The 23,345-nt window shown below is 64.4% G+C and carries 19 protein-coding genes and 1 tRNA gene; 10 read left to right on the top strand and 10 right to left on the bottom strand.

Annotation, left to right across the window (positions count from 1 at the left end):
- Positions 1 to 108: 108 nt before the first annotated feature.
- The 3 genes from JQK15_RS17050 to alr all read left to right on the top strand — a co-directional run bounded on the left by JQK15_RS17050 (position 109) and on the right by alr (position 3,276).
- Positions 109 to 480: a tRNA-binding protein gene (locus JQK15_RS17050; protein WP_214866568.1), complete on the top strand. Its 372-nt coding sequence runs from the start codon at positions 109 to 111 to the stop codon at positions 478 to 480.
- A 135-nt stretch (positions 481 to 615) separates the two neighbouring features.
- Positions 616 to 2,205: an MFS transporter gene (locus JQK15_RS17055; protein ID WP_214866569.1), complete on the top strand. Its 1,590-nt coding sequence runs from the start codon at positions 616 to 618 to the stop codon at positions 2,203 to 2,205.
- A gap of 27 nt (positions 2,206 to 2,232) precedes the next feature.
- Complete coding sequence (alr, locus tag JQK15_RS17060; RefSeq protein ID WP_214866570.1) at positions 2,233 to 3,276, top strand: alanine racemase; 1,044 nt, start codon at positions 2,233 to 2,235, stop codon at positions 3,274 to 3,276.
- Positions 3,277 to 3,442: 166 nt separating this feature from the next.
- On the opposite strand, the gene JQK15_RS17065 is transcribed toward alr, so the two are convergent.
- On the bottom strand, positions 3,443 to 4,615 hold the full coding sequence (locus tag JQK15_RS17065; RefSeq protein WP_004207221.1) for an acetyl-CoA C-acetyltransferase: 1,173 nt from the start codon (positions 4,613 to 4,615) through the stop codon (positions 3,443 to 3,445).
- A gap of 50 nt (positions 4,616 to 4,665) precedes the next feature.
- On the bottom strand, positions 4,666 to 5,640 hold the full coding sequence (locus JQK15_RS17070; protein WP_214866571.1) for an alpha/beta fold hydrolase: 975 nt from the start codon (positions 5,638 to 5,640) through the stop codon (positions 4,666 to 4,668).
- A gap of 124 nt (positions 5,641 to 5,764) precedes the next feature.
- Between JQK15_RS17070 and phaR the strand changes: the two genes are divergently transcribed.
- From phaR to proS, 3 genes are all read left to right on the top strand, one after another.
- Positions 5,765 to 6,343 carry a polyhydroxyalkanoate synthesis repressor PhaR gene (gene phaR, locus JQK15_RS17075; RefSeq protein ID WP_017502180.1) on the top strand — a complete coding sequence of 193 codons (579 nt, stop codon included), beginning with the start codon at positions 5,765 to 5,767 and terminating at the stop codon, positions 6,341 to 6,343.
- A 6-nt stretch (positions 6,344 to 6,349) separates the two neighbouring features.
- Positions 6,350 to 6,694 carry a hypothetical protein gene (locus JQK15_RS17080; protein WP_214866572.1) on the top strand — a complete coding sequence of 115 codons (345 nt, stop codon included), beginning with the start codon at positions 6,350 to 6,352 and terminating at the stop codon, positions 6,692 to 6,694.
- Between the two features lie 89 nt (positions 6,695 to 6,783).
- Positions 6,784 to 8,310 carry a proline--tRNA ligase gene (proS, locus tag JQK15_RS17085; RefSeq protein WP_214866573.1) on the top strand — a complete coding sequence of 509 codons (1,527 nt, stop codon included), beginning with the start codon at positions 6,784 to 6,786 and terminating at the stop codon, positions 8,308 to 8,310.
- A 127-nt stretch (positions 8,311 to 8,437) separates the two neighbouring features.
- Here proS and JQK15_RS17090 read toward each other — a convergent pair whose 3' ends face one another.
- From JQK15_RS17090 to hslV, 3 genes are all read right to left on the bottom strand, one after another.
- Positions 8,438 to 10,561, bottom strand: a complete 2,124-nt coding sequence (locus tag JQK15_RS17090) for a S9 family peptidase (RefSeq protein WP_214866574.1) — start codon at positions 10,559 to 10,561, stop codon at positions 8,438 to 8,440.
- A gap of 112 nt (positions 10,562 to 10,673) precedes the next feature.
- Positions 10,674 to 11,975, bottom strand: a complete 1,302-nt coding sequence (gene hslU / locus JQK15_RS17095) for an ATP-dependent protease ATPase subunit HslU (RefSeq protein ID WP_037506705.1) — start codon at positions 11,973 to 11,975, stop codon at positions 10,674 to 10,676.
- 17 nt (positions 11,976 to 11,992) lie between these two features.
- On the bottom strand, positions 11,993 to 12,559 hold the full coding sequence (gene hslV, locus JQK15_RS17100) for an ATP-dependent protease subunit HslV (RefSeq protein WP_004207214.1): 567 nt from the start codon (positions 12,557 to 12,559) through the stop codon (positions 11,993 to 11,995).
- A 183-nt stretch (positions 12,560 to 12,742) separates the two neighbouring features.
- On the opposite strand from hslV, the gene JQK15_RS17105 reads away from it, so the two are divergent.
- Positions 12,743 to 12,928: a hypothetical protein gene (locus JQK15_RS17105; RefSeq protein WP_004207213.1), complete on the top strand. Its 186-nt coding sequence runs from the start codon at positions 12,743 to 12,745 to the stop codon at positions 12,926 to 12,928.
- Positions 12,929 to 12,962: 34 nt separating this feature from the next.
- Here JQK15_RS17105 and JQK15_RS17110 read toward each other — a convergent pair whose 3' ends face one another.
- Positions 12,963 to 13,091, bottom strand: a complete 129-nt coding sequence (locus JQK15_RS17110; protein WP_004207212.1) for an entericidin A/B family lipoprotein — start codon at positions 13,089 to 13,091, stop codon at positions 12,963 to 12,965.
- Positions 13,092 to 13,233: 142 nt separating this feature from the next.
- Here JQK15_RS17110 and JQK15_RS17115 point away from each other — a divergent pair.
- A tRNA-Val gene (locus JQK15_RS17115) sits at positions 13,234 to 13,308 on the top strand.
- A 173-nt stretch (positions 13,309 to 13,481) separates the two neighbouring features.
- Here the strand turns inward: JQK15_RS17115 and JQK15_RS17120 are convergent.
- From JQK15_RS17120 to JQK15_RS17130, 3 genes are read right to left on the bottom strand one after another with little or no spacing between them, the layout of a single operon-like run.
- Entirely contained in the window at positions 13,482 to 14,735 is a 1,254-nt protein-coding gene (locus tag JQK15_RS17120; RefSeq protein WP_214866575.1) for a DUF3526 domain-containing protein, read from the bottom strand.
- Positions 14,732 to 16,174, bottom strand: coding sequence for an ABC transporter permease (locus tag JQK15_RS17125; protein ID WP_214866576.1), 1,443 nt, complete (start codon positions 16,172 to 16,174; stop codon positions 14,732 to 14,734). Before JQK15_RS17125 ends, JQK15_RS17120 begins: the two co-directional genes overlap by 4 nt.
- Complete coding sequence (locus JQK15_RS17130; protein ID WP_214866577.1) at positions 16,171 to 16,908, bottom strand: ABC transporter ATP-binding protein; 738 nt, start codon at positions 16,906 to 16,908, stop codon at positions 16,171 to 16,173. The genes JQK15_RS17125 and JQK15_RS17130 overlap by 4 nt, the downstream gene beginning before the upstream one ends.
- Before the next feature lie 153 nt (positions 16,909 to 17,061).
- Between JQK15_RS17130 and JQK15_RS17135 the strand changes: the two genes are divergently transcribed.
- Both JQK15_RS17135 and JQK15_RS17140 read left to right on the top strand, forming a co-directional pair.
- Positions 17,062 to 19,266 (top strand): TonB-dependent siderophore receptor, encoded by a 2,205-nt coding sequence (locus tag JQK15_RS17135; protein ID WP_214866578.1) that lies wholly within the window; start codon positions 17,062 to 17,064, stop codon positions 19,264 to 19,266.
- Between the two features lie 17 nt (positions 19,267 to 19,283).
- Entirely contained in the window at positions 19,284 to 21,092 is a 1,809-nt protein-coding gene (locus tag JQK15_RS17140; RefSeq protein WP_214866579.1) for a M14 family metallopeptidase, read from the top strand.
- A gap of 43 nt (positions 21,093 to 21,135) precedes the next feature.
- Here JQK15_RS17140 and JQK15_RS17145 read toward each other — a convergent pair whose 3' ends face one another.
- The gene (locus tag JQK15_RS17145; protein WP_214866580.1) at positions 21,136 to 23,256 is read right to left on the bottom strand and encodes a TonB-dependent receptor; all 2,121 of its coding nucleotides are present in this window, start codon (positions 23,254 to 23,256) and stop codon (positions 21,136 to 21,138) included.
- Positions 23,257 to 23,345: the final 89 nt, after the last annotated feature.

Here is a 23,345-nt window from a genome sequence, read left to right on the forward strand (position 1 = left end):
GTGGTGGAGGGGGGGATGCCCCTGGACGCGGCCTCGCATTTGGGGCACGCCCCCTCCGTCGGCTTCGCCGCCACCTCCCCGCAGACGGGGAGGAGATGGAGTTCCTGCATGCACCTGACCCACGACCCCAGCGCCCCCGCCGCCGACCCGATCGGCTTCGACGATTTCCTGAAAGTGGATATCCGCGTCGGCACGATCATCTCGGCCGAACCCTATCCCGAGGCGCGCAAGCCCGCCTACAAGCTGCTGATCGATTTCGGCCCGACGATCGGCCAGAAGAAATCGAGCGCCCAGATCACCGAAAACCACGCGCTGGAAGACCTGCCCGGCCGCCAGGTCGCCGCCGTAGTCAATTTCCCGCCGCGCCAGATCGGCAAGTTCATGTCGGAAGTGCTGACCCTGGGCTTCGCCGACGCGGCCGGCGCCGTCATGCTGTTCGCGCCCGACAAGCCCGTGCCGAACGGTTCGCGACTGTTCTGAACCTGTCCTACAAGGGCCGAGCCATGTTAGGCAGTCGGCATGGCGGCTATGCGCGTGCTGTTGGAAATTTCCTTTCCCGTTGGCGCATGAAGATGTCAAAATATACGGGAAAAGTGGGAAGTTAAGGGGAGCGGGATGACGCAGGCGGTCGGGGGCGACTATGTGATGGATGCGAAGCGGGACCGGTTGGTCATCACCGCTTCGGCGCTGGGCACGGTGTTCGAATGGTATGATTTCTACATCTATGGCGTGCTCGCGCCGATCATCGGCCGCACCTTCTTCCCGACCGACAATCCGACCGTCGAACTTCTCTATTCGCTGGCCGGCTTCGCGATCGGCTTCGGCTTCCGGCCGCTCGGTGCGATGCTGTTCGGTTATCTGGGCGATCGGTTGGGGCGCAAATATACGTTCCTTGCCACCATCGTCCTGATGGGGCTGGCGACGGCGGGCGTCGGGTTGACCCCGTCGGCCGCCAGCATCGGCGTCGCCGCGCCGGTCATCCTGATCCTGCTCCGCATCGCGCAGGGGCTGGCGCTGGGCGGCGAATATGGCGGCGCGGCCATCTATGTCGCCGAACATGCCCCGACCGGAAAGCGCGGCTTCTATACCAGCTTCATCCAGGCCGGGGTGATTGGCGGCTTCATCCTGTCGCTGATCGTCGTGGTCGGCACCCAGTGGATCGTCGGCATGGATGTATGGGATGCCTGGGGCTGGCGTATTCCCTTCATCTTCTCGCTGGCGCTGCTCGCCATCTCGCTGTGGATGCGGCTGATGCTGCGCGAAAGCCCGGTCTTCACCGCGATGAAGAAGGCGGGGCAACAGGCGAAGAATCCCTTGAAGGAAGCCTTTACCGCGCCGGGCAACAGGAAGCGGATGCTGGTGGCGATGATCGGCATAGCGGCGGGCTTCACCGTGATTGCCTATACGGTGATGTTCCAGGCGCTCTATTTTCTGCAGAGCGGCCTGCATGTCGCGCCGGGCATCGCGCAAATGCTGGTCGGCGGCAGCGCCTTTGCCGGCATGGCGAGCTTCATCTTCTTTGGCTGGCTGTCGGACCGCATCGGACGCAAGAAGCCGATCGTCATCGGCTATGCGCTGGTGCTGCTGCTGGTCATGCCGCTCTACCAGTTCATGGGCGCGACCGCGAACCCGGCGCTGGCGCAGGCGGCGGCACGGGCGCCGGTGGTGGTGAGCGGCCCCGATTGCCGTTTCGATCCCTTTGCCAAGGTGCAGCCGACGGCCTGCGGCAAGCTGCTCGATCATTTTTCCAAGCGCGGCATCCCCTATGAGAAACGCAGCGGCGCGGCTCCGGCGGTCAGCATCGGCGGCGTGACCGTGGCGGACCTCAGCAGTGACGGGATCGATGCCGCGCTGACGGCGCAGGGCTATGATTTCGGTGTCGTCCGCCCCGACTGGCCGCGTGCGCTGATGCTGTTCGCCGCGTTGTTGTTGCTCTGGACCCTGTCGGGCGCGACCTATGGCCCGGTCGCGGCGCTGCTCTCGGAATATTTCCCGGCCCGCATCCGCTACAGTTCGCTCTCCATCCCCTATCATATCGGCACCGGCTATTTCGGCGGCTTCCTGCCGCTGGTCAGCCAATATATCGTCGCGCGCACCGGCGATCCCTATGCCGGCCTATGGTACACGATCATCGTGGTGGCGCTGGCGCTGGTCACCTGCCTCGTCGCCTTGCCGGAAACCAGGGGACGCCCCCTCGACGCCTGAGCCCCGGCGCGCTATCGGCTGCGGGCAATGACTGGCTATATCGCTCCGCTCCGCCTGCGCCTCGATGGCGATGCGCTGCTTTCCAACTGGCGCTGGCTGGCGCGGCAGGGCGGCGCCCCGGCCTGTGGCGCGGCGATCAAGGCCGATGGCTATGGGCTGGGTGCGGCCGGCGTCATGCAGCGGCTGAAGGGCGTGGGTTGCCGCGATTTCTTCGTCTCCAACTGGGGCGAAGCGGCAGCGCTCGAAGCGCAGATGGACGGTGTGAACTTCGCCGTCCTGCACGGCGTGCGCGACGAGGATATGGCGCAGGCGCTGACCTCGCGGGCGCGGCCGGTGCTCTGTACGCCGGGACAGGTCGCGCGCTGGAAGGCGGCGGGTGGTGGCGCCTGCGATCTGATGATCGATACCGGCATGAACCGGCTGGGCCTCGACTGGCGCGCCGACCTCAGCGAACTGGTTTCGGGGCTGGAGGTCGCGACGCTGCTCAGCCATCTCGCGTCGGCCGACGAGGACAGCGACCTCAACCCGACGCAACTGGCCCGTTTCCGGGATGTCCGGGCCGCTGTGCCCGCACAGCGCTACAGCCTCGCTAACAGCGCAGGCATCTGCATGGGCAGTGACTATGGTTTCGACCTGACGCGGCCGGGTATCGCCCTTTATGGCGGCGTGCCCCATCGCGATGCAGCGCCGCATCTCCGCCCGGTCGTCCAGCCACAGGCTCAGATATTGCAGCGTCGCGCGGTGATCGCCGGCGACACGATCGGCTATAACGCCACTCATCGCGCCGAGCGCGATCTGGAGATCGCGATCCTCAACATCGGCTATGCCGACGGCTATTTGCGCGGCTTTTCGGGGCGCGGTGCGGCGCTGGTCGATGGCATTCGCCTGCCGGTGCTGGGCCGGGTGTCGATGGACCTGCTGGCCGTCGATGTCGGCGCGCGCCCGGATGTCGCGGAGGGCGACTGGCTGACGATCGACTATGATCTGCCGCAGGCGGCGCAGGCTTCGGGCCTGTCGCAATATGAGCTGCTGACGGGCCTGGGCAAGCGCTTCGACCGTATCTGGGCCTGAGATTCTGTTTTAGAAAAACCGGTTCCGGCCCGCTCCCCCGCCCAACCGCCCGATCCAGTGTCATCCTGTCGGGTGGTTGGGCGGGGGAGCGGGCTGGTACGGGCTCTAACAGCAAAAAGGGCGCCGATCGCAAGACCGGCGCCCTTCGCTATTCAGTCGCTGGCGTTCAGCGCTCGATGCACATCGACACGCCCATGCCGCCGCCGACGCACAGGGTGGCCAAGCCCTTCTTCGCGTCGCGCTTGGCCATTTCATAGAGCAAAGTGGTCAGCACGCGCGCGCCCGATGCGCCGACCGGGTGGCCGATCGCGATCGCGCCGCCATTGACGTTGACCTTGGCCGGATCCCAGCCCAGTTCCTGACCGACGGCCAGCGCCTGCGCGGCAAAGGCTTCGTTCGCTTCGATGAGGTCGAGGTCGGCGACAGACCAGCCGGCCTTTTCCAGTGCCTTGCGGCTGGCCGGGGCAGGGCCGATGCCCATGATCGAGGGATCGACGCCGCAGGTGGCGAAGCTGGCGATGCGGCCCAGGATGGTGGCGCCGCGCTTGGCGGCTTCGTCGGCGCTCATCACCACCAGCGCGGCGGCGCCGTCATTGATGCCGCTGGCATTGCCCGCGGTCACGGTACCGTCCTTCTTGAAGGCGGGGCGCAGGCCCTGCAGCGCTTCGATCGTGGCACCGGCGCGGATATATTCGTCCTGGTCGACGATGGTGTCGCCCTTGCGGCCCTTGATCGTCACGGGCAGGATTTCGTCGGCGAAGCGGCCCGACGCGCGCGCGGCTTCCGCCTTGTTCTGGCTGGCGACGGCGAATTCGTCCTGCGCCTCGCGGCTGATCTGATATTTCTCGGCCAGGTTCTCGGCAGTGATGCCCATATGATAGCCCTGGAACGCGTCGGTCAGGCCGTCATGGATCATGGTGTCGACAAAGCTGACCGGGCCCATCTTGGTGCCGCCGCGCAGCATCTGGGCATGAGGGGCGAGCGACATGCTTTCCTGGCCACCGGCGACCATGATGCGGGCGTCGCCGGCCTTGATTGCCTGCGCTGCGAGCGCGACGGCGCGCAGGCCCGAACCGCACAGCTGGTTGAGGCCGATGGCGGTGCGCTCGACCGGGATGCCGGCGTTGACGGCGGCCTGGCGGGCGGGGTTCTGGCCCTGGCCGGCGGTGAGGATCTGGCCCAGGATCACTTCGTCCACTTCTTCAGGCGCGACGGCGGCCTGTGCCAGCGCGGCGAGGATGGCCTGGCGGCCCAGTTCATGTGCCGGAGTCGTGCCGAAGGCGCCCATGAAACTGCCCACGGCGGTACGCTTGGCGGCGGTAATGACGATGTCTGACAAAGGCTCGATCCTCACTAGTGGTAATGTTGTTTTCGCAGGCGCACATAACATCATCCGCCATGGCGGGAAAGCCAAAGGGACAGTGGATGCCACAGCATGTCGGGTGCCCGCTGGCTCAATATCATGCCGACATGGCCAAGGTTCAATATCCGGCTTTCCGTAAGGGATGGGGCGGCCGTCGCGGGCACGATTCGATCGGTTGCCGAAGCGATCGACAAGCTGGGGCAGGCGAGCGAGGCCGGGTCTATGACGGTCCCGTCGATGTGCCATTCGTTTCGCCCGCTCGCATTCGCCGCATAGAGCATCTCGAACAATTGCTGCCCGGCGGCATAGGTGAGCGGTGCGCCCTCATTGGCCCAGTCCTCGACCGCGAGAAAGGCGCGCTCCTCGTCGGAGCCGGCTGCCATGCCGGCGAAGGCTGCATATTTCTGCACGGTCCGCTGCGGATCGAGCGCCCAGAAGCCCGATTGCAGCGCCTCCATCGGCACATAGCCGAGCCGGTCGCACACCGGCTTCGCACCGCGCCACAGGGCGGCGATCTCGGCAAGGTCGGCGGGCGGGAAGCCGGCAAAGTCCCAGGGCGAAGCGATCGTCGCTAGAGCTGCGACCCGGTGCAATGCTGCGGCCGCGATGGCGATCGTGCCGCCCAGGCAATAGCCGACCAGGATCGGTGGGCGCCGCAATGCAGCGAGCATCGGGATGAGACGGTCGGTGACATGCTTGTCCAGGCCGAGGCTGCGGTCGGCGGCCGTCGGCGCCCCCCAATCGACCAGATAGGCGTCATGGCCCGCTGCGGCCATATGGCGCAGCATGGAGCGGCTTTGCGACAGGTCCAGCACCTGTGGCGGGTTGATCAGGGAGGGGATGAAGACGACCGGCGCCCGATCGCTTTCTGCTGCCAAATCAGCGTGATACCGCAGCAGCCGGGCACTGCCCGCCGTTGCGGCGATGGGGCATGGTGGTGGTGGGGACGGACGCTGCGCCTCCTGATAGCGACGCAGGCCGATGAAGGCGCGGCGACGCAAATCAGGATCATGCTCCGTTTCGCGCCATAAAATGTTGAGAAAAAGGGGTAAAGGACGCGGGCCATGTTGCGGCGCGGCATCGCCCTGTGCTAATGCGGGATGAGCAGGTGAGGGAGAGACAGGCATGGCCAAATCGAAGGCTGCTAATGAATCCGAACCGGTGGTTATCAAGAAGTACGCTAACAGGCGGCTCTATAACACCGAAACTTCAAGTTATATCACGCTGGACCTTTTGTCGCAGATGACCCGTGAGGGGCGCGAGTTCGTCGTCGTCGACGCGAAGACCGGCGAGGACATCACCCATAATGTCCTGACCCAGATCATCATGGAAGAAGAACAGCGCGGCAAGAACATGCTGCCGGTCAACTTCCTGCGCCAGCTGATCGCGATGTATGGCGATTCCATGCAGTCGATGGTGCCGCAATATCTCGAAGCGTCGATGGACGCCTTCCGCAAGAACCAGCAGCAGTTCCAGGAAGCCATGAAGGGCGCCTTTGGTGGCGGCCCGCTCGCCGAGATCGCCAAGCGCAACATGCAGATGTTCGAGGCCGCGGCGAGCGCGTTCGGCAATGGCGTTCCGGGCATGCCGGGTGCCACGCCCAGCCCGACCCCGGCGGCGACCGAGGAAAGCAAGGATGACGAGATCGCCGTCCTGAAGGCGCAGCTGGCTGCGCTCAATGCGAAGATCGACAAGTTGAGCTGATCCAATATGGCCAAGGTGGATAGACTGGAGCGCCTGGATATCCGCCGAGCGGAGCTGGAAGAGGAATATCGCGCGGCGCTGATTGCGGCGCTGCGCGTGACCGCGGCCGGACGCTGGGGCCTGTTCGATCACCAGCAGGATCGCAGCGCCCGCGCGAAGACTGCGCCGGTGCTGGCGCAGCTCGACGAACTGGCGCAAGAGATCGACGCGATGCGCGACACGCTGGGGCTGGAGCCGTTTGACCTCCATCCCGCCTTTCTGGCGGCGCGGGGCAAGCCGGCGGCCGATGCGGTGGGCGAACCCAAGCAGGCGAAGGCCTGGCTGGAACGACTGGGCGCCGACGCCGACTGAACCCCGCCCGACGCGATGCTTGGGGGTCGACAGGGATGGCGGGTCTGGCCTATGGCGCCCCATCCACTTCAATACAGGCGACAGACCCCGTGAAACACGCCCTTAACGTTACCCGCGAACAGGATTTCGCTGCCTGGTATCAGGCCGTCATCACCGAAGCCGACATGGCCGAGGAAAGCGGCGTGCGCGGCTGCATGGTGATCCGTCCCTGGGGCTATGGCATCTGGGAACGGATCCAGACCCTGCTCGATGCGCGGATCAAGCAGACTGGCCACGAAAATTGCTATTTCCCGCTGTTCATTCCGCTCTCCTATTTCGAGAAGGAAGCCGAGCATGTGGACGGCTTTGCCAAGGAAATGGCGGTCGTCACCCATCATCGCCTGATCCAGAAGGACGGTAAGATGGTGCCCGATCCCGAAGCGAAGCTGGAAGAGCCGCTGGTCGTGCGCCCGACGTCGGAAACCGTGATCGGCGCAGCCTTCAGTCGCTGGGTCCAGAGCTGGCGCGACCTGCCGGTGCTGATCAACCAGTGGGCGAATGTCGTCCGCTGGGAAATGCGCACCCGCATGTTCCTGCGCACCAGCGAATTCCTGTGGCAGGAAGGGCATACCGCGCACTCGACCGTCGACGAGGCGATGGAAGAGACGATGAAGATGCTCGAAGTCTATCGCAGCTTTGCCGAGGAATGTGTCGGCCTGCCGGTGGTCGCGGGCGAGAAGCCGGAGAATGAGCGTTTCCCCGGCGCCGTCGCGACCTATTCGATCGAGGCGATGATGCAGGATGGCAAGGCGCTGCAGGCTGGCACCTCGCATTTCCTGGGCACGACCTTCAGCCAGGCGCAGAATATCAAGTTCCAGAATGCCGAAGGGCAGCAGGAACTGGCGCAGACCACCAGCTGGGGCATGTCGACCCGGATGATCGGCGGCTTGATCATGGTGCATGGCGATGATGACGGCCTGCGCGTGCCGCCGCGCGTCGCGCCCTATCAGGTGGTCGTCGTGCCGATGCTGCGCGATACCGAGGAAGACGCCGCGATCGTCGATTATTGCACCGATCTGGTGAACCAGCTGAACGGCCTGGACGTGTTCCGCGAGCCGGTCCGCGCGCTGCTCGACAAGCGCCCGTCCAAGGCCGCGACCAAGCGCTGGGGCTGGGTCAAGAAGGGCGCGCCGATCGTGATCGAGGTTGGCGGTCGTGACGTTGCCGGTGGCAATGTCTCGGTCATCCGCCGCGATCGCCTCTATCGCGAGGATGGCAAGCTCGACAGCCAGATTATGCTGAAAGCCGCGTTTGTCGCAAATGTGACCAACTTGCTCGAACACATTCAGGCATCGCTGTTCGCCGACGCCAAGGCGCGGCTGGACGGCAATATCGACAGGTCGATCACCGATCTCGACGCGCTCAAGGCTTATTTCAAAGCCAGCAAGAACCCAGGCTGGGCGCTGGTCCAGTGGGCCAAGCCGACCGGCGCGGAACTGGAAAAGGTGGTGCAGTGGCTCAAGGGTGAGAAGCTCACCCTGCGTAACGTGCCGACCGACGCGGAAGCGGCGGATGGCGCCTGCATCTTCACCGGCGGCACTGCGATTGAGCGGGTGCTGGTGGGCCGCAGTTACTGAACATTATTTCCCCTCCCTTCCAGGGAGGGGATTAAGGGGTGGGTAGCGAGCGAAGCGAGCCTTCTACTGCCGCTACTCGGCAGACCCACCCCAGGCCCCTCCCTTGAAAGGGAGGGGATATGAATGGTTACTCCACCCCCAGTTGCTCCAGCGCGAAGGCGCTATATTCGGCCTGGTCGCGATAGCGGCGGAAGCGGCCCGATTTACCGCCATGGCCGGCTTCCATGTTGATGCGGAAGACCAGCGGGTTGCTGTCGGTCTTGGTCGCGCGCAGCTTGGCGACCCATTTGGTCGGCTCATAATATTGGACCTGACTGTCCCATAGGCCGGTGCCGACGAACAGGCTGGGATAGGCTTTCGCCTCAACATGGTCGTAGGGCGAATAGGCGAGCATCACATCATACCAGGACTGCTGCTCGGGATTGCCCCATTCGTCATATTCGCCGGTGGTGAGCGGGATGGTCGGATCGAGCATGGTGGTCACGACATCCACGAACGGCACCTGCGCGATGATGACCTTGTAATCCTGCGGCGCCATGTTCGCGACCGCGCCCATCAGCAGACCGCCGGCACTGCCGCCCATCGCGGCGACCCGGCCCTTCTTCGCATAGCCCTGATCCACCAGCGCGCGCGTCACGTCGATGAAGTCGGTGAAGCTGTTCATCTTGTTCTTGAGATGGCCGTCATCATACCATTGGCGGCCCATTTCCTGGCCGCCGCGAATATGGGCGATGGCATAGACGACGCCGCGATCGAGCAGGCTGGGCAGCAGGGGCGAAAAGGCCGGATCGGTCGAATAACCATAGCTGCCATAGGCATATTGGTAGAGCGGAGCCGAGCCATTTTTCTGGAAGCCCTTGGCGTAGATGAGCGACACCGGGACCTTCGTGCCGTCGCGGGCGGTCGCCCAGACCCGTTCGGTCACATATTTGGCGGGATCATAGCCCTTAACCTCCTGGACCTTCAGTATCTTGCGTTCGCCCGTGTCGACGTTCACCTCATAGGTGGTTTCGGGCGTGCGCAGGCTGTCATAGGTGTAGCGAACCCAGGGCGTGCCGCTTTCGGCATTGACGTCCAGCGCCATGGCATAGGCGGGCTCGTCGGCGTTGACGAAGCTGCTCTTGCCGCTCCTGGTCAGCAGGCGCAGGCGCTTATTCCCTTCCGAGCGTTCCTCGATCGCAAGGAAGCTGTCGAATGGCTGGAAATTCTCGATGAAGACGCTGGCGCTGGTCGGCACGATGTCCGTCCAGACCGCGCGGCCCTTGGCGGCATCGGTGTCCGATACGGTCATCAGCCGGTAATTGGGCGCCTGCCAGTTGGTGCGGATCGTCCAATGCCCGCCGACATTGTCGCTGCTGTAGAGGAAGTCGCGCTCGCGCGGGGCAAGCGGCGTGAAGCTCGCCGGATTGGCGGACGGCGCGCAGCGCTCCTCATTGCTGACGGTCGATTGCAGGACGATGCAGATGAACTTGTCCGATGTCGTCTTCTTGAGGCCCATGTAGAAGCTATCGTCCTTCTCCTCATAGACCAGCCGATCGGCGCTGACGGGCGTCCCCAGCACATGCGCCTTCACCCGCTTGCCGAGCAGGGTGGTCGGGTCTTTCTCGACATAGAAGATCGTCCTGCTGTCATCGGCCCAGGCGAAATCGGGTTCGGCATTGGGGATTTCGTCGCTCAGCAGCTTGCCGTCAGCGAGTCCCTTGACCCGGATCACATATTGGCGGCGGCCGACCAGATCCTCGGCATAGGCGAGCAACTTGTCGTCGGGGCTGACTTCCTTGCCCCCGATCGCGAAATAGCCCTTGCCCGCGCCCATCCTGGGCTCGTCGAGCAATATCTGCTCGGGCGCGTCCATGTTGCCCTTGCGCCGGGCGACGATCGGATAGTCGCCGCCGGTCTCGAAGCGGCTATAATACCAGTATCCCTTCTTGCGATAGGGAACGCTGCTGTCGTCCTGCTTTATGCGGCCGGTAATTTCGCCGTAGAGCTTGTCCTGCAACGGCTTGGTCGGCGCCAGCAGCGCGTCGGCATAGGCATTTTCGGCCGCCAGATAGGCGAGCATCTCGGGGTTCTTGCGGCTGTCGTCGCGCAGCCAATAATAGGGATCCTGCCGCGTCGCGCCGAAGGGCGCCTTCACCTCATGCGGCTTCTTTGCCGCGACGGGTGGTTTGGGGGCGGTCTGCGCCTCGACGGTGGTGGACAGTGCGGCAATGCTGAGGCTCGCCATGAGCCAGGCCGAAGTGCGGATCATATTCCCTCCCTGCGAATCGCATGGCGGAGGCTGACATGATGGCGGGCAGGGGGGAAGATGATCCGGGCCTGCCGTAAGAAACGGCAGGCCCGGACTTAATCTATGCGCTCAGTTACAGCACATATTTGCTGAGATCGGTGTCGTGGGCGACCGCCGACAATTGCTTGTCGACATAGGCCTGATCGATCACCAGCGTCTCGCCGCGGCGATCTTCCGCCTCGAAGCTCACATCCTCCAGCAGCTTTTCCATGACGGTCTGCAGGCGGCGGGCGCCGATATTCTCGACCTCGCTGTTCACCTCGGCCGCGATCTTCGCGACCGCGCGGATGCCTTCGGGCGTCAGGTCGATCGTTACTTCCTCGGTCGCCAGCAGCGCGCGATATTGCGCAACAAGGCTGGCCTTGGTGTCGGACAGGATCGCGACGAAATCCTCCTCGGTCAGCGCCTTCAGCTCCACGCGGATCGGCAGGCGGCCTTGAAGCTCGGGCAACAGGTCGCTGGGCTTGGCGACATGGAAGGCGCCTGAGGCGATGAAGAGGATATGGTCGGTCTTGAGCGGGCCATATTTGGTCGAGACGGTCGTGCCCTCGATCAGCGGCAGCAGATCGCGCTGCACGCCTTCACGGCTGACCGAGCCGCCGCGCACGTCGCTGACGGCGATCTTGTCGATCTCGTCGAGGAAGACGATGCCATTCTGCTCGGCGCTGGTGATGGCGACGCGGGCGACATCATCCTGATCGAGGCGCTTGTCCTGCTCTTCCTCGACCAGCTTGTCCCAGGCGTCGGCGACGCGCATCTTGCGACGCTTCTTCTGCTGCTGGCCAAAGGCCTTGGACATCATGTCGCTGAGGTTGATCATGCCGACCTGGCCGCCCATGCCGGGGATTTCCATCGGCATCGACGGGGCGTCGGCGACTTCCACCTCGACCTCGACATCGTTCATCTGGTTGCCCTCGATCTTCTGGCGGAAGGAGAGGCGGGTGGCTTCGCTCGCATCCTTGCCGGTCAGCGCATCGAGCAGGCGGGCCATGGCGGCTTCCGATGCGGCTTCGCGCACGGCTTCGCGGCGACGGTCCTTTTCCAGCCGCACCGCTTCCTCGACCAGATCACGGACGATCTGTTCGACGTCGCGGCCGACATAGCCGACCTCGGTGAACTTGGTGGCCTCGACCTTGACGAAAGGCGCGTCGGCCAGCTTCGCCAGGCGGCGGCTGATTTCGGTCTTGCCGCAGCCCGTCGGCCCGATCATCAGGATATTCTTGGGCGTCACCTCGTCGCGCAGGTCGGCGGGCAGGTGCTGGCGGCGCCAGCGGTTGCGTAGCGCGACGGCGACGGCGCGCTTGGCATCATGCTGGCCGATGATATGCGCGTCGAGCGCGGCGACGATGGCTTTGGGGGTCAGATTGTCGTTCATGGTCTTTTCTTGGGATCTCAGGCTGCGCTGTCGAGCGTTTCTATGGTGAGCTGGTCGTTGGTGTAGACGCAGATATCCGCCGCGACACCCATCGCCTTGCGGGCCAGGGTTTCGGCATCTTCCTCATATTCCACCAGCGCGCGGGCGGCCGCGAGGGCATAATTGCCGCCCGAACCGATCGCGGCCACGCCGCCGAGCGGCTCCAGCACGTCGCCATTGCCGGTCAGGATCAGGGTGACGTCCTTGTCCGCGACGATCATCATCGCTTCCAGGTTGCGCAGATATTTGTCGGTGCGCCAGTCCTTGGCGAGTTCGACAGCGGCGCGCATCAATTGGCCATTATGGCGTTCCAGCTTGGCTTCGAGCCGCTCGAACAGGGTGAAGGCGTCGGCGGTGGCGCCGGCAAAGCCGCCGATGACGCTGCCGTCATGCAGGCGGCGTACCTTGCGCGCATTGGGCTTCATCACCGTCTGGCCCATCGAAACCTGGCCATCGCCGGCGACGACGACCTTTCCATTCTTGCGGACCGACATGATGGTGGTGCCATGCCAGACCGGCATGGACGAGCGGTTATGGTCATTCATGACCGCGCATATGGGAGCGGCAATCAAGCGCTGCAAGCGTCTATGTAGAAACACGAGGCCGCCGCCGAAACGTGCGATTTGCGGGACGATTTCTGACTATCGGTTAAGGAACCAATGTCGATGAATTGACATTGTGCAACGCAGCAATCATTGTCAGTCGTCCCAAATGGAGGGAAGTTACTCATGACTCTCAAGGCCAGAGCACAAGAAAAGGTCGAGCGCGCGGGTATTGCCAACTATTCGTTCGACCAGGATGTTCTGGTAATGTGTGGCGTGCGCTATGCGATCGAGGCGTGCGAATGCGGCGAGCCGGATTGCGACGGTGTGCGTCTGCGCAAGAAGTCGGCCTTTCCGCGCATCCTGCAATGATGCAGGGCGGCAGGACGCCGCCCCGTCCCCGTTATCAGTGAATGACTTCCTTGCCGGCGGTGCCGACCGATTCGATGTCGCGGCCGACGCCCTGCACCGTGTTGCAGGCGGCGAGCGCGGACAGGAGCATGGAGGCAAGGACGAGAGCGACGGTCTGACGCATGGATGATGCACTTTCTGATCTATGTTGGTCGGGCCTGTATAATGCGGCCGAACGCGCTGGACAGAGATAATTTCCAAAAAGCTGCAAGGCGGCGCTTGACAGGTCAGGCATCGGATGCGAAAGGCCGCCTCCTCCTTACAGGGGGCGCGTAGCTCAGCGGTAGAGCACACCCTTCACACGGGTGGGGTCACAGGTTCAATCCCTGTCGCGCCCACCATGATTTCAACGATTTGCGTTGAAGCATGGCTGGAGATATCCAACATCAGTAGTTGACCGTTGCAGGCACAGACCAGCACCGGCGCTTCTATGTGCCCTCGGCAAGTCGATGGTTGCCGCCGAGGATGAAGCGAAGCGAGCAATTTCGCCCTCATCCCCGGCCATCACAGTCTCTCACATATCGCCGAAGCGCGGAGCGCCTTCGAAATCCGCCTGCCCGAACGGCTTGTCGGTGAAGAGATAGGCATAATAATAGGTGCGCAGCCGGGCGTGGAAGGCGCGGATGCGGTCCTGATAGGCCAGTTGCGCCTGCATGTCGGTGTCGGCGAGGCGGGCGAGCAGCGCCTGTACGCCGACCGAGGGCAGCAGCCAGCCGACCGAACGGGCGGCAGCATCGCGCGCCTCGATCCCGTGGCGGTAGGCGTTCGCCTTGGGCGCGACGCTTTCATCGCCGACCTGGTGGAAGGCGAAATACCATTTCCAGTGGAATGCGTGGCCTAGCGGCGGGCTGTCCTTCCATTCGGGATGGCCGGCATAGAAGGCCTGCATGGTCTGTTCGCGCGGAATGTCCCAGGCACGGTTGACCGCCTCGCGCTGGGCGAGCGTCAGTTCCACGCCCTGGCCGACCGGGATGGCACGGTTGATCGCGACATGGGCGATGGTCGGCAGCAGCAGGGTGAGCAGCAGCCACAGGCCGGCGAGCGTCGCGGCATTGGTGACCGAACTCCAGCGCAGCCGTCCTACCAGCAGCGTGACGCCGATCCAGAAGGCGAGATAGAGGGCGACGAGGCCCAGCACCGCCAGCAGCGGGAGAAGCTTCACATGCGAGAGGATTGCGCCGATGGTGACAGGCAGGGCGAGCGCGAGGAACAGCAGGCCACCACGCAGCAGCACACGCCGTGCCCAGAGATGCCGTCCCGACCCTGCGAGCGCATCGAGCATGCGCAGCCGCCCGGCTTCCCGCTCGCCCGAGACAAGGTCATGGGACAGGGCAATCACGAACAAAGGCGTCAGATAGACGAGCACGAAGGCGAAATCGAAGCGACCGTGGAGGGCGAGTTCGGGATTGAACGCCTCGCCATCGTAAAGCTGTGCTTCCAGCCCCAGCGCGCGGACACGCAAGATGTAAGGTGCGACGTCCCGCAGCCCGAGCGCCACGAAGGCGAGCGGCGCGGGGGCATCCCAGGTGGCATGGAAGCTGTAATAAGCCGCGTTGCCGGGATCCTGCGTCTTGCCGGCCCATTGCGCGACGGCGGCGATATCCTGTGCCTGTTTCGGCTGGATGCGGGCGATGACGGCGCGCTGCCGGCCGACTTCGGCCATGCCGGCAGCGACCGAGGCGATGGCGAGCAGGGCGACGAGCAGCAGCGCCAACAGCGCCATGCGCGAGCGCAGCAGCAGGCGCAGTTCATGGGTGAGGAGGATCATGGACGGGCTTTCTGAAGATGGCGGGCGACGGGCAGCAGCGCCAGCAGCGCGAGTACCAGCCAGGCGAGCAGCAGGCCCAGGCCGGGCAGGCTGGCCGTCACCAGGTCGCCGGCGGTCGGCGCGATGAAGCGGAATTGCGGGATCGCCTGCCAATGGTCGGCGGAGATGCGCTTGCGCTGATCGGCGCCGGCATCCTTGGCCTTGTCATCGGCATAGCTGACGGCATCGGCCTGCAATTGGTTCAGATGCTGGACCATGGCGTAGCGATAGGCTTCGGCCTGGGCGAGGAAGCGGCGATGGCCGGCCAGATCGGTGCCCGCGGCTGCCATCGACAATTGCCGCAGCGAGATAGCCGGGCTGATGATGCCGAAGCCGTCGGTCAGCCGGCTCTGCGCCTGCTGGATCGCGAAACTGCGATCGGCATAGGCGTCGAACAGACCCGATGTCAGCTTCTCGCCCTCGACCGCGAGCAGGCCGTTATAATTGACCGGCAGATCCTCCACCTTGTCGACGCCATAGCGGCGCAGCATCTTCTGCTTGAAGGCGTTGAAGAAGGGATCGTCAGGATTATGCGCGTCGCCAAGGCGATGCAGATCCTGCTGGATGGCGATGTCGGTTTCCAGGCGGGTGGGCAGGCCATGGGCCTGCGCCGCGATATCGGGCGCCACGCGCGGCAGCAGGATGACCAGCATCGCCCAGAGCGCGAGCAGTGCGAGCAGTGCGTCGCGGCCGCGCCTTACCAGCGCGGAGACGAGGATCACGATGATCGACCAGAGCGCCAGATAGGCGCCATAGCCAAGTGCGATCACCGCCATCGGCCCGGCCAGCGCGCCCGGTTGCCCAGCAATCAGCAGGAAGGCGATGAGCGCGGGCAGGCCGACCAGCGTGGCGACCATGGCCAGCGCCAGCAGCTTGCCCATGACGAGCGCGCGGGCGGACACGCCCTGCACCAGCATCTGGCGCAGTGTGCCGCGTTCGCGTTCGCGCGCGACCGTGCCATAGCCAAGGAAGATCAGCAGCAGCGGCGCAATCACCTGCAGCACGAAGGCCGGGGTCAACTGGCCGAAGCGGACCAGCAGCGAGGATTGGCGGACATCGCCGAAATTGGCGCTGTTCTGGCGATGCCCTTCCAGGAAGATGCTGTTGCCGGTGAACGCATCGACGCCGGGATCGAAGGCGGCGAGCGGTGGCAGCGGGCGGAAGATGAAATTGCCGAAATGGACCATGCGATGGGGGTGGCGGTCGGGCTGCGCCTCGAACGCCTCGGCGGCCTGGGCCTGGAACCGGGCGCGGGTTTCGGCGATGCCGCTCTGGTGCGACCAACTGATGAGGGCGGCGGCGAGCGTCAGCAGGACGAGCAGCGCGAAGGCGATGACGGCGACGCGGTTGCGCCGCATCAGCCGCAATTCGTCGCGCGCGATCAGGGTGATGGCGCTCATGCGGTGACAGCCTCCCGCGCGAACTTGCGGTGCAGGTCGCGCACGTCGAAGCGGTCCGTGCCTTGCGCCGATGCCTCGTCGACGATCCGGCCGGATTCGAGGAAGCCGATCCGGTCGGCAATGTCGGCCGCCGACAGCAGGTCATGGGTGACCATCAGCACGGCCGCGCCCTTGCGTGCGACATCATGGACCAGCCGGTTGAAGTCGGCGGTCGCGCGCGGATCAAGGCCGGAAGAGGGCTCATCGAGCAGCAGCACCGGCACTTCGCGCAGCAAGGCGATGGCGATCGCCACCTTCTGCCGCATCCCCTTGGAAAAGCCGCCGAGCCGCTTGTCCCAGGCCGATGCCTGCAGGCCCGTTGCGTCGAACGCGCCGTCAATCTCCTGCAAGGCCGGGTGGCGGCCGGCCAGTGCCAGCAGATAGGCGGCATTTTCGCGCGCTGTCAGATGCTCGTAAAGGGCGACATTTTCGGGGACATAGGCGATCTGCTCGCGCGCCTTGTCGGGCTGCTCCGCCGGGTCATGGCCCGCCACCAGCACGGTGCCGCTGTCGGGCTGGGCAAAGCCCAGCAGGGTCGACATGGTGGTCGACTTGCCGGCGCCATTGCCGCCGAGCAGCGCATAGATTTCGCCGGCATCGACATGCAGGGTCAGGCCGCGCAGCACATGATGGCTGCCATAGGACAGGTGGACGTCGGACAATATTATGGGCTGGCCGGTGGCGGTCAGGGACATGGGGGCAAGGCTCCTTGGCTGTTGCGCCGGACCATTTCGGCGATGCAGCAATCTGTCAATGAAATAATATAACATTTCCATTGACGGGTGCGGCGAGCCTACCCTAGGGGCAGCGGCGAATGAGATTTCGTCTCATTTCATTCAGGGGAAAATATGTCGATCCAGTTCCTGCCGAGCGCCTGCGCTGCGCCCGTCCGTTCCCGTCGCTTCTATCGCATCGCCCGCGCGCTGCCGCTGGCCGCTGTCCTGGCCTGGTTTCCAGCGCAGGCGCAGACCGGCGACGCGGTTCATCATGTGCCGGAGGGCGAGGGCGCCATCACGGTCGACGGCGTGCGCCAAGCCTATCGCGGCGATTTCTCCGTGAAGGAAATTCCCCAGGCCGTCACCGAGATCGATGCGGAGACGTTGCAGCAGAATAATATCCTGCGCCTGACCGACGCGCTGGACATGAATGCCTCGGTCGCGCGCCAGAATACGCTGGGCGGCCTGTGGGACAGTTTCGCCATTCGCGGCTTTGCCGGCGATGAAAATCTGCCGAGCGGCTATCTGGTCAACGGCTTCAACGCCGGACGCGGCTTTGGCGGCCAGCGCGACGTCGCCGGGATCGAGCGGGTCGAGGTGCTGAAAGGTCCGGCGGCGGCGCTGATCGGGCGCGGCGAACCGGGCGGCACGATCAACCTCGTCACCAAGCAGGCGGAAATCGGCCGGAGCTTCGGCACGGGCACGCTGCAATATGGCAGCTATGACCGGTTCCGCGCTGACGCCGACGCCAATCTGGCGCTGACCGACGGCATCACCGCACGGCTGATCGGCTATTATGAGAAGGGCGACACGTTCCGCGACTATGTGTCGCAGAAGCGCTGGGGCTTCCTGCCCTCGATCGGCGTTGCGCTGGGCGATCGGACGCGCCTGACCTATGATTTCGAATGGACCCGCGTGGAAGTGCCGTTCGATCGCGGCATCGTCGTGCTGAACAATGATTTCGACACCGTGCCGCGTTCGCGCTTTCTGGGCGAGCCGGGCGATGGCGACACGGTGGCGCGCGCCACCGGCCACCAGTTGCGGCTCGACCATCAGTTCTATGACGACTGGAGCCTGCTGGTCGGGGCCAGCCATCGCGACACGCTGCTGACCGGTTTCTCGTCCGACGCCGAGCAGACCGCGTCGCGCCAGAAACTCTATGTCGATGGCCGCTCCCTGTCGCGCCAGCGCCGCTCGCGCCGCTATGATGCGGAACATAGCGTGGTCCGCGCCGAGGTCGCCGGCAAGTTCGAGACCGGATCGCTGCGTCATCGGGTGCTGATCGGCGGCGATTTCGACCAGTTCGAATATGATAATTATTTCACCCGCTATCGCCCGCCGGCGCTGAGCAGCAATCCGAGCGGCCAGGCCGGCTATGTCATCGACATCGACAATCCGGTCTATGGCCAATATCCGCTGCCTGCGACGTCGGTGCTGACCAATCGTCTGGATACCCAGCGCAGCTTCGGCTTCTATGTGCAGGACCAGATCGAACTGACCGATCGACTGCAGATCCGCATCGGCGGCCGCTATGACAATCTGACGCTGAAGGTCGATAATCGCGTGCTTGCGGAGGCCAATCGTTACAATAGCCGCAAATATGAGCGGTTCAGTCCGCAGGCCGGCATCGTCTATGACCTCAGCGATCCGATCACCCTCTATGCCGCTTATGGCCAGGGCTATCGCGCCAATGTCGGCGCGGATTTCTTCAACAATATCTTCGACCCGGAAACGAGTGAGTCGATCGAGGCCGGCGTCAAGCTGACCGCGCTCGGCGGCGCCTTGACCGGCACCCTGTCTGTCTATCAGCTGACCAAGGACAATGTGCTGGCCAGCGACAATAATAATCCCGGCTTTTCCGTCGCGATCGGCAAGGCGCGGAGCCGCGGCGTCGAACTGGACGTGAACGGCCATCTGCCCGGCGACATCGATATCCTGCTGAGCTACGCCTATACCGATGCCGAAGCGCGGGAGGCGGTGAATGACCCCAATTTCGCCACCCAGATCCTGCCGGGCGACAGGCTGATCAACATTCCCGACCATGTTCTCAACATCCAGATCGCCAAGCATTTCGAACTGGCCGGGCGCGAGGCGCAACTGGGCGCGGGTATGCAATATGTCGGCGAACGGCTGGGCGAGACGGGCACGGACTTTACCCTGCCGTCGCACACCCTGTTCCGCCTGTTCGGCAGCGTCGATGTGATCGAGGGTGTCGAGCTGTTCGGGACGATCAGCAACCTGTTCGACGAGACATGGTATGCCAGCAGCTACAGCTCGGTCTGGGTGCAGCCGGGCACGCCGCGCACTGGCACTATCGGCGTGCGCGCCCGCTTCTGAGCCGGAAGGATAGAGACATGAGCAAGTTGATGTCACGCCTTATGGGCGCCGCCGCTTTGTGTGTCGCTGGCACCGCCATCGCACAGCAGCCGACCTCTGCGCCGCTGCCGGGCTTGCCCGCATCGGTGTTGCCGCCAGCTTTGCCCTGGTCAGGCGCCAGCGAGAAGCTGGTCGTCGGCAAGGATGATCCCTGGATCACGCCGGCCGAGCAGGCAGGCTTTGCCACCACGCCGCGCTATGATGAGGTTACGGCCTGGTTGAAGCGTCTGGATGCGGCCTCGCCCCTCATCAGCCTGGAAAGCTTCGGCCGCACGGGCGAAGGGCGCGATATGCTGCTCATCCGCGCCAGCAAGGGCGGGCCGGGCAAGCCGGTCGTGCTGGTGCAGGCGGGCATCCATGCGGGCGAGATCGACGGCAAGGATGCCGGCCTGATGCTGCTGCGTGACATCGCGCTGCGCGGCAAGGACGGGCTGCTCGACAAGGTCGATCTGGTGTTCGTGCCGGTCTATAATATCGACGGGCATGAAAAGATGAGCCGCTGGAACTTCCCGGCGCTGCGCGGCCCGGCGGAGAAGGGCTATGTCGGCAACAGCCGCAACATCAACCTGAACCGCGACTATTCCAAAGCGGATGCGCCGGAAAGCCGGGCGATGATCGGCCTGCTGCGCCGGCTGGACCCGATCCTCTATGTCGATTGCCATGTCAGCGACGGCTTCGACATGCAGTATGACATTACCTTCACCTATGCCGGCTGGGGCCGCTATGCCTATCATCGCGCCACCGCCGACTGGCTGCAGGGCCGTTTCGGGCCGAGCGTGACGGCCGCGCTGGAAAAGGCCGGGCATGTCCCCACCATCTATCCCAGCCCGATCGATACGCGCGAGCCGACAAAGGGCATCCGCCAGGCGCCCGAAGGACCGCGCTATTCGACCGGCTATGGCGATTTCATCGGCGTTCCGACCGTGCTGGTCGAAAACCATATGATGAAGCCCTATCGCCAACGGGTGCTGGGCACTTATGTCCTGCTGGAGGCGGCGCTGAAGCTGGCCGGGCAGGATGCCGGAGCGATTGCGCAGGCGAAGGCCAGCGACCGGGCATCGCGCCCCGCCGAAATGCTGACCCGGTGGAAGCCGGCCGCGCAGCCGATCGGCTGGGTCGAACGGTTCAAGGGCATCGCCTTCGACACCTATGTCTCGCCGGCGAGCGGGCGCAGGGAACAGAAATGGCTGGGTCGCCCGGTCGACTGGCGGATGCCGATCATCGGCCAGGAACCGGTCGAGACGGTGCGTCTGCCGAGGGCCTGGTGGATACCGGCCGGGCAGGTCGAGGTGATCGACCGGCTGACATTGCATGGCATCCGTTTTGAGGTGCTGGACGCGCCGCGCACGCTGACGCTCGATCGGGCGCGGCTGGTGGACCCGCAGTCGATGTCGGTGCGTGATGCGCGTATCCCGCTGGACACGAAGTTGCGGCACGAGACTGTGACCGAAACGCTGCCAGCCGGCACGGTGCGCGTGCCTGCCGACCAGCCGCTGGGCCTTTTGGCGGCGGCGTTGCTGGAACCGGAAAGCCAGGACAGTTTCCTGGCCTGGGGCTTCTTCCCGGAGATATTGGCGGCGCCTTCTGGGGCGGAGGATTTCGTCCGCGCGCCGATCGCCGAGGCGCTGCTGGCCGCCGATGCGCAGCTTCGCGCAGAGTTCGAGGCGAAATTGGCCGCTGATGCCACATTTGCGGCCGATGGCGATGCGCGGCTCGACTGGCTATCGGCCCGGCTGCCCGATCGCAGCCCCTATCATCATCTCTATCCTGTGCTCAGGGAGAACTGAGCCGGATGAACCGGGGCGGTCGACCCGCCCCGGTTCATCCAAATCAGAAGCTGACCCGCGCGGTCACGCGGATGTCGCGGCCGGTGAGCGGGGCATAGTCCTTGAGGAAGGACGAGGCCCGGCGGGCGACCACATCGAAGATGTTGTTGGCCGACAGGGCGAAGCTGAGCGGACGTTCCTTGCCCCAGGGGCGAACATTCAACTCGGCATTGACCATGGTGTAGCCGGGCGTCGTGGTCTCGAACTCTGCGACCCGGTCCTGCTTGCTGACACGCTCGACTTCGCCGCGCAGGTCGAACTTGGTCGCCTGATAGGCCAGGCCACCGAGCAGACGGAGCGGAGGAATGCGCGGCGCCGGCCCGACGCTCTTCACATTGGCATGGACATAGTCGGCCAGGCCATCAGCGACGATCTTGCCATCGCCCAGCTTGGCCAGGGTCAGCGATCCCTGCACCTCGAAGCCATAATAGCGGGCGTCCGCCTGGTTGAACGCATAGACGGGCAGGCCATCTTCTTCCTCGCCGGTCAGATCCTCATAGATGAAGTTCGAGAACCAGGTGTGATAGGCCGACGCCTCGAAGCTGTAATTGTCGCCGCTGCCGCGCAGGATCGCCTCGACGCTGTTGGCCTTTTCCAGATTGAAGTCGGGATTGCCGACCTCATAGGCCTGGGTGCCGGCATGGGGGCCGTTGGCGAACAATTCTTCAGCCGCCGGCGCGCGTTCGGTGTGCGACAGGTTGAGGCCGATGCGCCAGCTGTCGGTCAGGCCATAGGAGGCGCCGACCGAGCCGGAGAAGGCGTCGAAGCTGCGCTTGCCGGCGAAGAACTGCTCCTGATCCTCCAGCGGATTGGCGGTCAGGCTGGTATGTTCGTAGCGGCCGCCAAGCTCGAACTTGAGCGCGCCATAATCGAGCTGCTGCAAGGTGAAGACGCCGACCTGCGTGGTCGAGTTTTTCGGCAGGAAGGCTTCCTCGCCGATCACGTTGAAGTCGCGGTTGAACAGTTGCACGCCGGTCGCGCCGCGCCAGGCGCCATGCTTGGTCTGGGTCAGTTCCAGCCTGGCTTCCATGCCCTTGCTGAAGAAGGCGGTGCCGACCGAACCATCTTCCTCCAGCTCGGCATGGGTATAGTCCGCATAGCCCAGACGCAGCGAAACCTTGTCCAGCACATTGCCGTCGCCATTCACTTCGGCGCGCAGGTTGACGCTGTCCTGCTTCATGCTGAGGCGCGGGGCTTCCTGCTCGTCGCCCGGCTGGGTCGCGAAACGGATCGGCACGCCATAAAGGCTGTCATAATGGTCGTAGGAAATGCCGATATTACCAGTGTCGCCGATATAGGCGATGCCCCCGCCAGCGGTCCAGGTCTTGGCCGCCGAATTGGGCAGCTTGCCCTTGACCGCGGCATTGCTGGCAAAGTCGATCGCTTCCTCGCCTTCTTCCGCCGGTTCGGCGGGAAGCAGGCTCGACGCCAGCGCTTCGGCACGTAGTGCTGGCGTCAGCGCATGGCCGCCGATGCGGACATCGTCGCTCTTGAGATAGCTGCCATCGGCATGGGCAACCCAACCGCCCGACAGCGGGACATCGACCGAGGCTGCGCCTGAACGCTCGTCCGCGGCCGAACCATAGGTGCCGATCGCATCGACATGGACCGGCTCATCCGGAATTGCATTCGGAATGCGCTTGTCGATGACGTTGACGACGCCGCCGATCGCTGAAGATCCATAGAGCAGCGACTGCGGCCCACGCAGCACCTCGATCCGTTCGGCAAGCAGCGGATTGACGACCACGGCATGATCGACCGAGGTGTTGGACACGTCGACGGTCGACAGACTGTTGGTCAGCATCTTGACGCGTTCGCCCTGCAGGCCGCGCAACACCGGGCGCGATGCGCTGGGGCCGAAGGAGGTCGCAGACACGCCAGGCTGATGTTCCAGTGTCTCGCCGATCGAGGGGCGGATTGCCTGGGTCAGGTCCTTGCCTTCGACCACGGCGACGCTGGACAGCATGTCCTGGCGGCGGGTCGGCAATATGCCGGTGACGATGATGTCGGTGCGGGCCGCCTGATGATAGCCGTCGGCAGCGTCATCCGATGCGGTTTGCGCATGGGCGGCCGTCGAAACGCCGAGAACGGCAAGCGCACAGCCGGCGAGAAACTGGAATTGCATGGACTTGGATCCCCCGAGGTGGATGGAGCGACATTATTCTGACCTCCACGCCCTGCTCGGTCGCGCTGGAGGCTGCCCCGCCTCTGTAA

Origin of the sequence: Sphingobium sp. BHU LFT2, assembly GCF_018604485.1 — a bacterium.
GTDB classification, from domain to species: Bacteria; Pseudomonadota; Alphaproteobacteria; order Sphingomonadales; family Sphingomonadaceae; genus Sphingobium; species Sphingobium yanoikuyae_A.

What these genes read in the sequence shown, in the direction of transcription:
- JQK15_RS17050 (WP_214866568.1), top strand. Translation starts at nt 109, where the DNA reads ATGCACCTGACCCACGACCCCAGCGCCCCCGCCGCCGACCCGATCGGC.
- JQK15_RS17055 (WP_214866569.1), top strand. Translation starts at nt 616, where the DNA reads ATGACGCAGGCGGTCGGGGGCGACTATGTGATGGATGCGAAGCGGGAC.
- alr (WP_214866570.1), top strand. Translation starts at nt 2,233, where the DNA reads ATGACTGGCTATATCGCTCCGCTCCGCCTGCGCCTCGATGGCGATGCG.
- phaR (WP_017502180.1), top strand. Translation starts at nt 5,765, where the DNA reads ATGGCCAAATCGAAGGCTGCTAATGAATCCGAACCGGTGGTTATCAAG.
- JQK15_RS17080 (WP_214866572.1), top strand. Translation starts at nt 6,350, where the DNA reads ATGGCCAAGGTGGATAGACTGGAGCGCCTGGATATCCGCCGAGCGGAG.
- JQK15_RS17090 (WP_214866574.1), bottom strand. Translation starts at nt 10,561, where the DNA reads ATGATCCGCACTTCGGCCTGGCTCATGGCGAGCCTCAGCATTGCCGCA.
- hslU (WP_037506705.1), bottom strand. Translation starts at nt 11,975, where the DNA reads ATGAACGACAATCTGACCCCCAAAGCCATCGTCGCCGCGCTCGACGCG.
- hslV (WP_004207214.1), bottom strand. Translation starts at nt 12,559, where the DNA reads ATGAATGACCATAACCGCTCGTCCATGCCGGTCTGGCATGGCACCACC.
- JQK15_RS17105 (WP_004207213.1), top strand. Translation starts at nt 12,743, where the DNA reads ATGACTCTCAAGGCCAGAGCACAAGAAAAGGTCGAGCGCGCGGGTATT.
- JQK15_RS17110 (WP_004207212.1), bottom strand. Translation starts at nt 13,091, where the DNA reads ATGCGTCAGACCGTCGCTCTCGTCCTTGCCTCCATGCTCCTGTCCGCG.
- JQK15_RS17120 (WP_214866575.1), bottom strand. Translation starts at nt 14,735, where the DNA reads ATGATCCTCCTCACCCATGAACTGCGCCTGCTGCTGCGCTCGCGCATG.
- JQK15_RS17125 (WP_214866576.1), bottom strand. Translation starts at nt 16,174, where the DNA reads ATGAGCGCCATCACCCTGATCGCGCGCGACGAATTGCGGCTGATGCGG.
- JQK15_RS17130 (WP_214866577.1), bottom strand. Translation starts at nt 16,908, where the DNA reads ATGTCCCTGACCGCCACCGGCCAGCCCATAATATTGTCCGACGTCCAC.
- JQK15_RS17135 (WP_214866578.1), top strand. Translation starts at nt 17,062, where the DNA reads ATGTCGATCCAGTTCCTGCCGAGCGCCTGCGCTGCGCCCGTCCGTTCC.
- JQK15_RS17140 (WP_214866579.1), top strand. Translation starts at nt 19,284, where the DNA reads ATGAGCAAGTTGATGTCACGCCTTATGGGCGCCGCCGCTTTGTGTGTC.
- JQK15_RS17145 (WP_214866580.1), bottom strand. Translation starts at nt 23,256, where the DNA reads ATGCAATTCCAGTTTCTCGCCGGCTGTGCGCTTGCCGTTCTCGGCGTT.